Genomic DNA, 13443 nt, shown 5'->3' on the forward strand with positions numbered 1-13443 from the left:
AATTGCGCAGTGGTTTTGAAATCTTTGTCATGTAATAAAACAACAAGTTCATTGAAATATAAAATAAGTTAGCAAGGTCAAGCGTGAGTTACTTCGAATAACCTTCCAAGATAGCACTTACCCGATTACCAGCTAACTTTTTTAAAATTATGGGGCAGTAGCTCAGTAGGTAGAGCAGGTCAGTTTTTGAAATTATCTGAAAAGGTCAACAAAAACTTACTTCTTACACTTTTGATGTCCGTGTCGCGGGTTCGAGTCCCGCCTGCTCCACAAAGTAATGGTCAATAAAAACTTACTTCAGAAAATTGGAATTTCCGGTTCGAATCCGGCAAGTTTTTAAATCACCATTAATTTAGAAGGTCAAGATTAGCTTACTCCAGGGGAAACCCACCAAATTACATTGATTCAGCTATTCCATTATCTTCAAGAATAAAATAAGGTCAAGTGTTTCTTACTTCAAAACTCTTTTAGGTAGAACCAGAAACACAATTATCTAATTTAAAACCAAAAACAAAATGAAAACAAAAGAACTATTAAAAATCAGTTTGCGCCAAAATGCAATCTTTATTCCGAATGAATTAATAGCAAACGATAGCAAAATATTGTCTGCTCCAACAGCTGTATTATTAGCGAATGTTTCGAAACTGGGATTTACTTTTTCAGAAACTTTATTGCATGCTTTGAATAACGTTAATCCAAGCTATAAAATAGAAGTTTTAGAAACTTTAAAAACAGTTTTAGGTATCGATAAAAATTGGACTCCGTTGGTTAAGGAATGGAATATTCCAACCGGTGAATCTACTTTTGATCATATTGTTACGATGATTGCTAATGTTTTCAAGACAAACAAAGGAACTGCTTTGCAATGCGGTCATATCATTCCAAAGAATACTTTTCCTTTAGAAAGATATAATGGTTGCCCGTTTTGTGGTACTCCGTTTGAATTTGGTACTATTGAAAACTTTGGACAAGGGAGCAAATTAAAAGTATTGGAATTGTGGACAGAAAAGCAATTGAATGATTATTTCAATTCGTTGTTGCAATCTAAAACGGCTCTTGATGCGACTCAGGTGGGAAGCTTGAAAGTATTATTGCATTATTTGCCTTTGCCAAAAGTAGAAATCGGTATGAAAGAAACTTTAGTTTTAGTAATTGATACTTTGATTGAAGAAGATAAAGAAGAAAAAGCAGTTCAATATTTCAAGACTCCAACAGATATCTTACGATATTTATGGTTCAAGAAAACGGGCTTGCTACAAATCATAGAGCCAAAAACTATCATAAAAAGAGTTGAAGGAAACGGAAAGCATATTTTTATACCAGCAGATAATAGCGCTCAATCTAAATTGATTGCCAAAAATGATTTGAAGCTTAAATACTCTAGAAAAGAATGTCTGATGGTAGCCAATTGGCTAAACAAATTGGATATGGATGTGGAGGCAATGTGTGAAATGATGCACCCGAAAAGAGGAATGTGGATTCGCTTTATCAGAGCTTTGCGTTTGGCAGAATACGCTAAAAGAAAAGACTTTGAAAAACTAAGCGAATTGTTGGATGTTTTCTATAACCAGGCCTATGATGTTTGGCAGGCAGACGTAAACCGTTACCGTTTAAAAATGGATGCCGAAAAGACATTTGCTTTGCTAAAGCAGCGTCCGGGTCTATTTGCCCGTTCTTTATTCTCTAACATGCTTTGGTTTGGTTCTGACGAAACAATTGCCCACTTTACGGAGATTATCGATAAAATCCCTGCAAGGTTGCTATTCACGCTAAACATGTATGCCCAAAATTATTTTGATAAAAACATACAAAGAAGCGTGAAGCCATTAGGAGGAACTAATAAGAGAATTGATGCCAATATCTTATTGGGTTTATATGATGAAAAGCAATTAGAGGCGATGAAAAGTCAGATTGAAGATTTGTGTATTCTGGCAATGAAAAAAAGATTTGCTGCGGTTGCAAATGATAACAAGACAATGTATATCGATCCGCAATTATTCAATATTCCTGTTTCTATTGGAGATAGAAGTGATACGGTTCAGGATTTGCCAGTTGCTTTGATGGGTGCACGTTTCCCAGTCGAAGGTAATGAAGTGAGACTGTTTATGCAATGGGGTAAAGATTTGCCAGCCCAGCATTTGGATATGGACTTAAGCTGCCATATTGCTTATGAAAACAAGTTAGATATATGCTCGTTCAGCAGATTAAATACAATCGGTTGTAAGCATAGTGGTGATATCAGAAGCATACCAAATAAAATTGGTACGGCAGAATATATCAACATCAATATCGATGAGTTGAAAAAGGCGGGTGCAAAGTTTGTGACTTTTGCGTGTAATGCCTATAGCAATGGAAACATTAGTCCAAACCTTGTTGTAGGATGGATGAATAGTAAACATCCGATGAAAATATCGGAGAAAACAGGCGTAGCTTATGATCCGTCTTGTGTTGACCATCAGGTAAGAGTAACTCAAAACGTAGCAAAAGGTTTAGTTTTTGGTGTACTCGATGTTGCCAAAAAAGAAATCGTTTGGTTAGAGATGACTTTTGGAGGTCAGGTTGTTCAAGGTTTGGATTATAAAGGAGTTCAGGCTTTATTATCAAAATTGAGCAGTAAATTGAATATCGGTAGTCTGCTACAACTTAAAGCAGAAGCTCAAGGTTTGGAGATTATCGAATCCTTAAATGCGGATGAAGTTTATGATGCTCAATGGGCGATAAATGCAGCTGCTGTAACGCAGTTATTAATAGATTAAATTAAAACCACGAATTTGTTTTCAATGAATTCGTGGTTTATAAAAAGTAAAACAAAATGAAAACAACAGATAAAATTATAATTATAGACCTTGAAGCTACGTGCTGGAAAGGTCAAATTCCCGAGGGGGAAGTAAATGAAATTATAGAAATAGGCTTGAGCCTGTTAGACACAGCTACAGGCGAAATTTCTAAAAATCAGGGTATTTTAATCAAGCCGCAACGTTCAACGGTTAGTCCGTTTTGTACGGAACTTACAACTATAACCCAGGATTTATTGGATAAAGAAGGCGTGTTGTTTGAAGAAGCCATTGAAAAACTTATTGACGAATACAATCCGGATTTATATACCTGGGCGAGTTACGGTCAATACGATATAAATATGCTGAAAAGACAATGCATGTCCTTTGGCGTGAACTATCCAATGGGTAACGACCATATTAATGTGAAGGTTTTGTTTGCTGAAACAAAAGGATTGTCAAAACCAACAGGTATGAATGGCGCTCTGCATATTCTTGAAATACCACTTGAAGGAACACACCACAGAGGTGTTGATGATGCAAAGAATATTGCTAAAATATTGCATTGGTGCCTAAAGAACCAATAACAAAAAACCATGAATCATCACGATTCATGGTTTTTATAATTTAAACAGGTAAAAAAATAATAGGTTTATGATTTTTTCAATTCCAGCCATTGATCATAGGATAGTACGCCTAATTCAGGTTGACCATTTCCTTCAAGAAGCGAGATGAATTCCAATTGGTTTCCGTCAGGATCGTTGAAATAAATAGCCAATGCAGGCATCCAGGCAAATACCATTGGCGCTGATGAACCATTTTTAAGGAAGTTATAAGGCTGTAGTTGGTTGTTTTTTAAAAAGAGCTCAGAATGCTGTTGTATAAATTCAATATCGCAAGTAAAAGCAAAATGTCGGGTCTGTAAAGATTCCTTTTGTTCCCATAGTCCCAGCATGGCCTTTTTTCCTTCGCCAATCCAAAGAAAAGCTATAGGTCTGGTTTCATCATAATGTGCCAATTGTAATCCTAATATTTCGGTATAAAATTGAACTGCTTTTGTCAGGTCACTGACTTGGATATGGGTTTCGTATAGTCCGGTTATCATAAGAATAGTAATTTATTGATAACCAAAATTAGTCATTCTTCATATTGCAGAAAGGGCTTTGTTATAATAAAAGTTTATAGGACTATTGACATTAAAAGAACTATGATTACTGGTTTTGGATTATTTCTAAAGCTTTATCAAGTGCCTTACTACTAGGTGTTTTAATATCAGGAATAACGCCATGCCAATCGTTTACTTTAGTTCCTACGTTGTAATATAATTTGCTGGAAATTGTAATAAATAATTTGGTGTTTGGAAGCTGATGTGATACGATATCACCATAACTCACGACTAGTCCACCGGTTTCTTCACCAATGATTTTTCCTCTTTTGTAATAGCTGAAACATTGGGCAAAATCTGCTGCAGAAGAAAAGGTTTGGGCACTGGTCAACAGACATACCTTGCCGTTAAATCGCAGCGGATTTTCACGGATTGGGATTTCTTCGTATACAATCGTATCGTAAACTCCTTCTGCCTTTTTTAGGGTGGCCAAATCTTTTGATGTAAGGATCTTTCCATTTCTTTCATGTGCCCGAATTCGTTCTTTGATTAATCGGCTGTTTTTTCCAATCACGCGATCGTATTGCTTGTAGGGATGGTTCATGAAAAATTGAAACAGTTCGTCGCCTACATCCGAATCGCCTCCAAGATTGTTTCGGATATCAATAATCAGGTTTTCAATTTTTTTGTCTTTTATTTCTGTAAAAGCCTGTTTGCAAAATTCTGGAAAACCATCCCAGTCAAAAATCTGAAAACTGATGATAGCCGTACTTTTTTCGGGAATTAGTTTCAGGGTATAATTTTTACCATTCTGATGATTTTCATTTTCACTATTTTCTTGTTTCAGGTTTTTAGCCTGCTCTTCATAATCCTGATAGGGAATGCCTTTTACAGTTATTTTCTGTTCTTTTCCATTGAGCTTATAGGCAATGGTATAAGTTCCTTTGGCATGATAAAGATAATCGAGATAAAAAAAGAAAGAATTGGCACCGTATTCGGCTTTAAATTCATCACGTTCTCCTGTATTTAAGGCTATAATATCTTTTACGATTTTTTCAGATGAAATGTTGTTGATACTGATTATCTCAGAGTCTTTAGGAATTTCATTTTTTATAGAAGTATACGGTTTTCCTGTGATGATATATGGTTTTTGTGGAGACAGAGTAAATTCATAAAGCAGGAGCGAAGGATTTGTTTTCAGATAGAAATTTAAAGGAATATCGATTCCGGTATGTCCATCATTCAATTTGGAAATAATTTTAATGAAGGCAAGATAAAAGTCAATTTCGCTTAGATTGGTATTCAGCTCTTTTTTTAGTTGTTGGATGTCTTTTTGGAATTTCTTTTTTGAATACCTGTAATAAGGATTAGGATGCGTTTCTTCTATATATCGTACCAACGAGTCAATATCGACTTTCATTTCCTGAGGAGAATACTTTTTTTGGCTGTAAACCGCCAGACCATTCAGTAATAGTATTAGTAATACTAATTTCTTCATTTTTCCTTATAATAAAAAGATTTGGGCATGACTAAGCAGATGTAGAGACGCTGCCATTAGCTAAGATAAATTATTTAAACAAAAAACCGCAAATTCGAAATTTGCGGTTGTATTATTTTTAAGCTTCTTTATATATTTTGTCGTATAGGTCTTGGTATTTCTCCTTAACGTTCTTACGTTTTAATTTTAAAGTAGGAGTAAGTTCCCCGCCGTCAATTGACCAGACTTCCGGCGTCAATTCAAAACGTTTGATCATTTCCCAATGCCCGAATTTTTTGTTGATGTCATCAACTTCTTCCTGGAAGCGTTTTTTTACATCTTCGTTGGCAACGATTTCTTTGTTTGTGGAACCAATGGATAATCCTTTTTTCGAAGCCCATTGTTTTACAAAATCAAAATCAGGTTGTATAAAAGCACCCGGCATTTTTTCACCATCGCCAATTACCATAATCTCGCCAATAAAACGCGATTGTTTCATGGCATTTTCTATCAATTGTGGTGCAATATATTTTCCGCCAGATGTCTTGAACATTTCTTTTTTCCTGTCGGTAATTTTCAAGAAACCATCTTTGTCAATCAAACCGATATCGCCTGTATAGAAGTAGCCGTCTTTCACAGCTTCCGCTGTTTTTTCAGGATCTTTATAATAACCCATCATGATGTTTGGGCCTTTGCAAAGAATCTCGCCATCTTCAGCAATCTTTACTTCAACATTATCAATTACTTTACCTACGGTTCCTATTCTGAAACCATGGTTACGCATATCGTTTACAGCAATTACAGGAGAAGTTTCTGTTAAGCCATAACCTTCCATTACCGGAATCTGTGCAGCAGCAAATACTCTTGCCAATCTTGGCTGTAAGGCAGCACTTCCGGAAACCATCAATTCAAGATTATTACCCAAACCTTCTTTCCATTTGCTAAAAATCAGCTTTCGGGCAATTCCCAATTGGAATTCATACCACCAACCATTTTTTCCGTAAGGTTCAAATTTAAGTCCAAGCTCGATAGCCCAGAAAAACAGTTTTTTCTTGATTCCGGTTAGTTCAGCACCTTTAGCATAAATCTTATCGTATACTTTTTCTAAAAGCCTTGGAACTGCCGTCATAACGTGCGGTTTGGTTTCTTTCAGGTTGTCACTTAGTTTGTCAATCGACTCGGCAAAATAAATTCCAACACCATAATATTGGTAGAGGTACACCACCATTCTTTCAAAAATATGGCAGATAGGAAGGAAACTCAATGCTTTACTTTTTCCGGCTAGAAACGGAATTCTCTTTTCGCTTCCCAACACGTTAGAAACGATGTTTTTATGAGAAAGCATTACGCCTTTTGGCCTTCCGGTAGTTCCAGAAGTATAGATGATTGTGGCTAAATCTTCAGTAGTTACACTTTCTTTTCTGGCTTCGACTTCACTCTGATTGCTTTCGTCTTTACCTAAGTCCAGCAATTCCATCCAATTTTTGCATCCAGAAATGGTATTAAAGCAAAACACATCTTTTAGGTTCGGAACATTATTTTTGATTGCGTTTACTTTTTTCAGAACTTCTTCATCAGAAACTAAGCAGTAAATAGCACCCGAGTGGTTCAGGATATATTCATAATCTTCCTCAGAAATAGTAGGGTATATAGGAACGTTTTGTGCTCCTGTTTGCAGAATCCCAATGTCAACAATATGCCACTCGGTTCTATTGTTTGATGAAATGACCGCAATCTTATCATCTTTTTGTATTCCCATTCTCAAAAGTGCTCTTGAAATAGCATTGGCTTTTGAAATATATTCGTCAGTAGAAGTCTTGATCCATTCTCCATTATACTTTGTAACCAACGAATCGGGAATGCTGTATTTTTCCTGTTGATGATAAGGAAAATCAAACAAGCGTGTTATTTTGTTCATTGAGGTAAATTTTATCTGCAAATTATAAAAAATATATTAAGAATGCCAATATTTTCAAACAGTGATGCACTATTTTAATATAAGTTTAGTAATACGTCTTTATAAAGCATGTTATTTAGTTATTTTCTTCTTAAAATTAGAATTGTGCTATTTTTTGATAGAATAATGCTATAATTCGTAATTAGTAATACTCAAATTTGATAAAACTAAAAATATTAAATTATGAGCGATATTCTAAAAAGACCCCAGTTTAAAGAAAGATATGATAATTATATCGGAGGAAAATTTGTGCCTCCGGTGAATGGAAAATACTTCGACAATGTTTCTCCAATAGATGGAAAAGTATTTGCCCAGGCTGCCCGATCCAGTAAAGAAGATGTTGAATTGGCACTGGACGCGGCACACGAAGCTTTTAAATCGTGGAGCAAGACTTCGCCTACCTACAGAAGCAATCTGCTTTTGAAAATTGCCCAGGTCATCGAAGACAATTTAGAATATCTGGCTATTGTTGAAACCATTGATAACGGAAAAGCTGTCAGAGAAACATTGGCGGCAGATTTGCCTTTAGTTGTTGACCATTTCAGGTATTTTGCAGGCGTAATTAGGGGAGATGAAGGCACTATTGCAGAACATGACGAAAATACTGTCAGCATTGTCCTGCACGAACCTATTGGTGTTGTCGGGCAGATTATTCCGTGGAACTTTCCTCTTTTAATGGCAACCTGGAAAATAGCTCCGGCTCTTGCTGCCGGTTGTTGTACGGTAGTAAAACCGGCAGAACAGACTCCGGTTTCGATTATGGTTTTGATGGAACTGATAGGAGACATACTGCCACCGGGTGTCCTAAATATTGTTAACGGCTACGGAATTGAAGTTGGAAAACCATTGGCGACGTCTTCAAGGATTTCTAAAGTAGCCTTTACTGGAAGTACCACTTCAGGTAGGCTGATTATGCAATATGCGGCCGAAAACATTATTCCTTCGACCATGGAATTAGGAGGGAAATCACCTAATATCTTCTTTAAATCGGTAGCCGATGCCGATGATGAATTTTTTGACAAAGCAATTGAAGGTGCTGTTTTGTTTGCCTTAAACCAAGGTGAAGTATGTACCTGTCCGTCACGAATACTGGTTCATGAAGATATTTATGACAAATTCATCGCTAAGGTAATCGAACGCACTAAAGCCATCAAGACATTACATCCTTTGGATAAGACAAGCATGATGGGAGCACAGACTTCAAACGAGCAATACCAGAAAATACAATCTTACCTAAAAATAGGAAAAGAAGAAGGAGCAGAAGTGCTATTAGGAGGTGAAGTCAACCATTTAGATGGTGATTTGGATGGCGGTTTTTATATTGAGCCTACGATTTTCAAAGGACATAACAAGATGCGCATCTTTCAAGAAGAAATCTTTGGCCCTGTGGTTTGCGTGACAACTTTTAAAACAGTTGAAGAAGCAATTGAAATCGCAAACGATACCTTATACGGATTAGGAGCCGGAGTTTGGACTCGTGATGCCCACGAATTGTACCAAGTTCCAAGAGCTATCCAGGCTGGGCGTGTATGGGTAAACCAGTATCATTCCTATCCGGCTCATGCCCCATTTGGAGGATATAAAAAATCAGGTTTCGGACGTGAAAACCATAAAATGATGCTGGATCATTACAGAAGCACTAAAAACATGCTGATTTCTTATGATAAAAAGAAATTAGGATTCTTTTAATTATTTAATTGTTGGCACCGCATTTAAAGATGCGGTGTTTTTATTCTCCAAAAAAAATACAAATAAAATTAGCATATCATGACAAATATGAAAGCAGCCCGCTGGCATGCGGCAAAAGATATCCGGGTAGAAGAAACAACAGTACCGTCGCCCGGAAAGAATCAGGTACAGATAGAAGTACAATTTGCAGGAATTTGTGGTTCCGACCTTCATGAATACACACACGGACCAATGCTGATTCCTTTTGATAAGCCTTATCCGCTTAACGGACATAAAGGAGTGACGACATTGGGACATGAGTTTGCGGGAATCGTAAACGAAGTAGGCGAAAATGTAAAGAATATAAAGAAAGGCGACAGGGTTGTCGTTGAGCCTATTTTCAAAAACCCGGAGAGTCCTTTTATAGCAAACGGACAATATAATCTTTCAGAACCTCTTGGTTTTGTTGGATTAACCTCAAATGGAGGTTTTGCAAAATATACAGTTGTTGAAGATTACATGGTACATAAAATTCCAGACTCCATGAGTTTTGAGCAAGGCGCGTTAGTAGAACCTGCAGCAGTAGCTGTTTATGCGGTTTTGCAAAGCGGTCTTAAAATAGGACAATCGTGTGTTATTTTTGGAGCCGGGCCTATCGGGCTTTTATGTGTGCAGGCAGCTATTGCGGCCGGAGCGACCACCGTAGTAGTGGTTGATGTGGCCGAAAAGCGTTTGGAAAAAGCACTTTCTATTGGAGCCAGTTATGTAATCAACGGAAAAAGCGAAAATATTCCGCAACAAGTAAGAGACTTGACAAATGGCGGTGCTGATATTTTTCTGGATGCAGCTGGAGTACAGGCAACATTTGATGGCGGATTGGCCAGCTTAAAAAATGGAGGAACGGCTGTGCTTGTCGCTTTGTTTGGAAAACCGGTAAGCCATGATGCTTTTACACAGGTTGTCCGTGAAATTACTATCAGAGGAATTATCGCCTACAGAAATATTTTCCCAGAAGTTATCAATCTTATTGCCACAGGAAGAATGCCGGTTGAAAAATTAGTGACCAGCAAAATAAAACTCGACAATATAGTGAGAGATGGTTTTGAAGCTCTTGTGAGCAATCCGTCAGAAGTAAAAATATTAGTCGACATTAACAATTAACCCGGAAAATGAGCTTTCCTGAATTGGAAAGCTCATTTCTTAATCAATTATGGCTACAAAAAGAGTACTGGCTACCGAAAAAGCCAAAGAAGTAATTGCAAAGCTAAAAGCAGAATATGGCGAATTGATGTTTCACCAAAGCGGAGGCTGTTGCGAAGGATCCTATCCGCATTGTTTTGAAAAAGGTGGTTTTTTGATCGGTTCAAACGATGTTTGCATCGGAGAAGTTGAAGGCTGTAAGTTTTATATGGCTGGCGACCAGTTTGAATATTGGAAGCATACCCAACTCACTCTGGATGCTATGGAAGGGAGGGCTGCAAGTTTTTCGCTTGAATCCGTTTTGGATGTTGGCTTTTTTATCCATTCCCGATTGTATTCGGAAGAAGAAGCCAAAGATTTAGAACCCGTAGAACGGTTTAATTGATAGTGAGTTTCTGATATTGCTTAGGTGTAATACCTTCGTGTTTTTTGAACAGGCGTATGAAATAATTGCTATCCTCGAAACCCAGTTCATAAGATACTTCATTCACGTGGATGTTCTGTCCGCTCAAAAGGGATTTTGCCATCCTGATTTTTTCCTGCACAATGAATTCAACAGGAGTGATTCCTAATTCTCTTTTGAAAAAACGGTGAAAGGCAGTCGTACTCATACAAGCCACATCCGATAGTTTTTTCATGTTAATATTGTTATTGATATTCGCTTTGATATAGGCTATAATCGGAGAAAGTGTTGGGTTGGAATCTACAAGTGTGTTATCCAGAGCGCCTTTTTGAGTTTGGAGCTGTATGATTTGAATCAGCATTTCCTGTAAGGTCAAATCGGCAATAATGTCTTTAGTTACAGAATTGCTCAGACATACTTTAATCAACTTTTGTATGGAGGCAGCCAATTCTATATTGTTGTAAAAAAAGTAATTATTGGCATTCAGCTGCCAGGAATCATCGGAACCTTTAGGATATTTTTCATTCAACAGATTTAATATCTCACTGATTTTAGAATGATCCAATGCCAAGGCAAGACATTGGGTTGGATTTTGTTTTGAAGCTTCAGGAAAATCAATCTTCATTTCTACATTGGAAGGAACAATAACAGTTTCACCCGGTAGATAATCAAAACCTTCCTTATCAAAAAGATGCATTACTTTTTTGCCTCTCAACATGCTGGTGACAACCAGATCATTAAATTTTAATGGAACCAACTGTGCTTCCTGATAGGTTTCAAAAAGATTTAACTCACAATGATTTAAGGTATGTATCGTTCGATTTTCGACCAGAGTCTTTAACGAATTCTCTTTGGAAAGATCAGGAGCATCGAGAATTATTCCATTTTTTAAAGCCATAACAATCAAAGTTTTTTAGGGGTAATGACTTTCTTTTTAGAAGAAAAGCCATTCCTATAAAAGTAACGCTTTTTTTCCTGAAGACAATGAACATTAACTTTTTTACAGACTGTCAGTCGGCTTCTTTAGAAAGCTTTCGATTATAAAAACAATCCCTATTCCAAAAGTATAGGCAACAATATCACTCCACAGAAAACCTTGCCCTAAAATAAGATGTCCTATAGTAGTAGAGCGGATGTTTACAATCCAATGGGCTTGATATAGCTGTAGTATTTCTATCGCATAGCAGGCTAAAAGCGAAACAAGCGCTATTGTTCTGGTTTTGGCTTTTGGAAAAAGAAAATGCACCATAAAGTAAATCATTACTGCATACAGCATGTCGCCAATAAATAATGGAATATCTTTTATAGTCCGGGATAATAAGCCTAAAGCTATTGTTCCTAAGAAAAATAAAAAATAGCAGAGTCTTGTCTTTTTCATAGTATGAATTCTGCCCTCTAAAATACAGTGTTTTTACTTATTAAAAACAGGGAATAGCCTGATAATCATTAAAATAACTGTTTCTACATTTGATTATGATTAATGCGTAAGCCGAAAAGCAAAAATAGAGTAGGCATCATATAAAACATAATTAGTATGGGAATGTTATTTTACTTAGCAATGGGCTGGTGTGGTACAAAGTTTCCGGGTTGGTGGCGTTTTCCAGTGCCTCCGCATCCAGATCCAGAACCATGGAGAGATTTTTCTATTTTGTCAGTAATTGGAATGATTGCCGGCGTAGGAGGAGGAACATTATTTAATAATGCAATTTCACAAAATGCCCTATTTGTAGGTCAGGAAATGATCACTTCAGGAATGTTTGCCTTTGCCGCTTCGGGTATAGTTACCGGTATCGGATCAGTAATGATGAAAGGAAAACGATAAAAAAACAAAGAATCCTTTCTGTTTATGAAAGGATTCTTTTGTTTTAAATGCATTACAAATAAAATTTATTGAAGTATATCTACAATAATTGCATTAGTGCCTACAATATCATGATTCAGTTCTACAAATTGAGCTTGATTCGTTTCATAGTTGATTTTTGAGATTCCGAATTTGCTCCCTGCAGTGAAAATTAAATTCAGATATTGGCCATTATGAAACACAGATGCTCCTGAAGGATGTCCTACACTACTTACGTTTCCTGCTTCTTTTTCAATCAAAGTATTGTTGGTCAGATTGTATTCGAAAGGCTTAACACCGTTTACAACTCCCGGAACGAATCGCATCAGAGCTAGTTTTGTATTGCTGATTTTAGCCAGACGAGTTGCAGCTATTTGTGTACCGTTTGCTTGAAGCTCCCTTACTGTTTTAGTCGTCAGATTTATCTCCAATAAACCTTCTCGGGTAGATACATAAAGATTATTATTGATAAGTTCTGTTGACGTCATGGACAATTGAAAGATATCTATTTCTAAATCAGTTGTCTGATAGTTTTGAAGATTAATAGAGATAATTTTATTTGAACTAGCATTAGTAGGCATATTTTCTCCAACTATAGCTATAAGCTCAGAACCATTATATTTCAGACTTGCAATAAGAGGTTCTCTCATTGTGGATGATATAGAAGCTGGTAACGTGATTTGCTGGGTTGTTGTTGTCTTGGTTATTTTATCATATATAACAAGAATATTTGGTTCCGCAGCGGAAGCTTCCATAGTGTAAATCTTTGAACCGATATTGCACATGGTTGGCAACATTAACAAATTGTGTTGACTAGTAATTTGCCCAATGGATTCAGTATGTCCTGTATTATTACCAATTTCAAAAATTTTGCCCTCAGAAGTAACAGAAAGGAATTTAAAATCGTCTGTAACTTCTGGTTCTGGTGTTACTGGAGTAGAGCCAGAATCGTCTGAACTGCATGAAAAGTTAAATAGTGAAAAGGCTAAAAGTAATAATGATATTTTTTTCATCTTCTA

12 protein-coding genes and 1 tRNA gene are annotated in these 13443 nt (G+C 36.6%); 7 read left to right on the plus strand and 6 right to left on the minus strand.

Annotation, left to right across the window (positions count from 1 at the left end; translation table 11 throughout):
* Nucleotides 1–151 precede the first annotated feature (151 nt).
* From FJA49_RS18455 to FJA49_RS13150, 3 genes are all read left to right on the plus strand, one after another.
* Nucleotides 152–270, plus strand: a tRNA-Gln gene (locus FJA49_RS18455).
* A 245-nt stretch (nt 271–515) separates the two neighbouring features.
* Nucleotides 516–2756: a hypothetical protein gene (locus FJA49_RS13145; RefSeq protein ID WP_140001377.1), complete on the plus strand. Its 2241-nt coding sequence runs from the start codon at nt 516–518 to the stop codon at nt 2754–2756.
* A gap of 56 nt (nt 2757–2812) precedes the next feature.
* Nucleotides 2813–3361 (plus strand): 3'-5' exonuclease, encoded by a 549-nt coding sequence (locus FJA49_RS13150; protein WP_140001378.1) that lies wholly within the window; start codon nt 2813–2815, stop codon nt 3359–3361.
* Between the two features lie 65 nt (nt 3362–3426).
* Here FJA49_RS13150 and FJA49_RS13155 read toward each other — a convergent pair whose 3' ends face one another.
* The 3 genes from FJA49_RS13155 to FJA49_RS13165 form a co-directional block, all read right to left on the minus strand.
* Complete coding sequence (locus FJA49_RS13155; RefSeq protein ID WP_140001379.1) at nt 3427–3879, minus strand: VOC family protein; 453 nt, start codon at nt 3877–3879, stop codon at nt 3427–3429.
* 106 nt (nt 3880–3985) lie between these two features.
* Nucleotides 3986–5377, minus strand: a complete 1392-nt coding sequence (locus tag FJA49_RS13160; RefSeq protein ID WP_140001380.1) for a S41 family peptidase — start codon at nt 5375–5377, stop codon at nt 3986–3988.
* A gap of 118 nt (nt 5378–5495) precedes the next feature.
* Nucleotides 5496–7274: an AMP-dependent synthetase/ligase gene (locus tag FJA49_RS13165; protein WP_140001381.1), complete on the minus strand. Its 1779-nt coding sequence runs from the start codon at nt 7272–7274 to the stop codon at nt 5496–5498.
* A gap of 222 nt (nt 7275–7496) precedes the next feature.
* Here FJA49_RS13165 and FJA49_RS13170 point away from each other — a divergent pair, with 222 nt between their 5' ends.
* The 3 genes from FJA49_RS13170 to FJA49_RS13180 all read left to right on the plus strand — a co-directional run bounded on the left by FJA49_RS13170 (nt 7497) and on the right by FJA49_RS13180 (nt 10566).
* Nucleotides 7497–9002 (plus strand): aldehyde dehydrogenase family protein, encoded by a 1506-nt coding sequence (locus FJA49_RS13170; protein WP_140001382.1) that lies wholly within the window; start codon nt 7497–7499, stop codon nt 9000–9002.
* A 78-nt stretch (nt 9003–9080) separates the two neighbouring features.
* Complete coding sequence (locus FJA49_RS13175) at nt 9081–10142, plus strand: 2,3-butanediol dehydrogenase (RefSeq protein ID WP_140001383.1); 1062 nt, start codon at nt 9081–9083, stop codon at nt 10140–10142.
* A gap of 49 nt (nt 10143–10191) precedes the next feature.
* Nucleotides 10192–10566 (plus strand): DUF779 domain-containing protein, encoded by a 375-nt coding sequence (locus FJA49_RS13180; protein ID WP_140001384.1) that lies wholly within the window; start codon nt 10192–10194, stop codon nt 10564–10566.
* Here the strand turns inward: FJA49_RS13180 and FJA49_RS13185 are convergent.
* Both FJA49_RS13185 and FJA49_RS13190 read right to left on the minus strand, forming a co-directional pair.
* Nucleotides 10559–11482 (minus strand): AraC family transcriptional regulator, encoded by a 924-nt coding sequence (locus tag FJA49_RS13185; RefSeq protein WP_140001385.1) that lies wholly within the window; start codon nt 11480–11482, stop codon nt 10559–10561. The two genes, FJA49_RS13180 and FJA49_RS13185, sit on opposite strands and share 8 nt — an antisense overlap.
* 102 nt (nt 11483–11584) lie before the next feature.
* Nucleotides 11585–11962, minus strand: a complete 378-nt coding sequence (locus FJA49_RS13190; RefSeq protein WP_140001386.1) for a ribosomal maturation YjgA family protein — start codon at nt 11960–11962, stop codon at nt 11585–11587.
* Between the two features lie 156 nt (nt 11963–12118).
* Between FJA49_RS13190 and FJA49_RS13195 the strand changes: the two genes are divergently transcribed.
* Nucleotides 12119–12406 (plus strand): hypothetical protein, encoded by a 288-nt coding sequence (locus tag FJA49_RS13195; protein WP_140001387.1) that lies wholly within the window; start codon nt 12119–12121, stop codon nt 12404–12406.
* A 65-nt stretch (nt 12407–12471) separates the two neighbouring features.
* Here FJA49_RS13195 and FJA49_RS13200 read toward each other — a convergent pair whose 3' ends face one another.
* Nucleotides 12472–13437, minus strand: coding sequence for a hypothetical protein (locus FJA49_RS13200; protein WP_140001388.1), 966 nt, complete (start codon nt 13435–13437; stop codon nt 12472–12474).
* Nucleotides 13438–13443: the final 6 nt, after the last annotated feature.

Origin of the sequence: Flavobacterium microcysteis (assembly GCF_006385255.1) — a bacterium.
GTDB classification, from domain to species: Bacteria; Bacteroidota; Bacteroidia; order Flavobacteriales; family Flavobacteriaceae; genus Flavobacterium; species Flavobacterium microcysteis.

Bases quoted from the DNA above. Each gene is read 5' to 3' on its own strand.
- FJA49_RS13145 (WP_140001377.1), top strand. From the start codon at position 516: ATGAAAACAAAAGAACTATTAAAAATCAGTTTGCGCCAAAATGCAATC.
- FJA49_RS13150 (WP_140001378.1), top strand. From the start codon at position 2,813: ATGAAAACAACAGATAAAATTATAATTATAGACCTTGAAGCTACGTGC.
- FJA49_RS13155 (WP_140001379.1), bottom strand. From the start codon at position 3,879: ATGATAACCGGACTATACGAAACCCATATCCAAGTCAGTGACCTGACA.
- FJA49_RS13160 (WP_140001380.1), bottom strand. From the start codon at position 5,377: ATGAAGAAATTAGTATTACTAATACTATTACTGAATGGTCTGGCGGTT.
- FJA49_RS13165 (WP_140001381.1), bottom strand. From the start codon at position 7,274: ATGAACAAAATAACACGCTTGTTTGATTTTCCTTATCATCAACAGGAA.
- FJA49_RS13170 (WP_140001382.1), top strand. From the start codon at position 7,497: ATGAGCGATATTCTAAAAAGACCCCAGTTTAAAGAAAGATATGATAAT.
- FJA49_RS13175 (WP_140001383.1), top strand. From the start codon at position 9,081: ATGACAAATATGAAAGCAGCCCGCTGGCATGCGGCAAAAGATATCCGG.
- FJA49_RS13180 (WP_140001384.1), top strand. From the start codon at position 10,192: ATGGCTACAAAAAGAGTACTGGCTACCGAAAAAGCCAAAGAAGTAATT.
- FJA49_RS13185 (WP_140001385.1), bottom strand. From the start codon at position 11,482: ATGGCTTTAAAAAATGGAATAATTCTCGATGCTCCTGATCTTTCCAAA.
- FJA49_RS13190 (WP_140001386.1), bottom strand. From the start codon at position 11,962: ATGAAAAAGACAAGACTCTGCTATTTTTTATTTTTCTTAGGAACAATA.
- FJA49_RS13195 (WP_140001387.1), top strand. From the start codon at position 12,119: ATGGGAATGTTATTTTACTTAGCAATGGGCTGGTGTGGTACAAAGTTT.
- FJA49_RS13200 (WP_140001388.1), bottom strand. From the start codon at position 13,437: ATGAAAAAAATATCATTATTACTTTTAGCCTTTTCACTATTTAACTTT.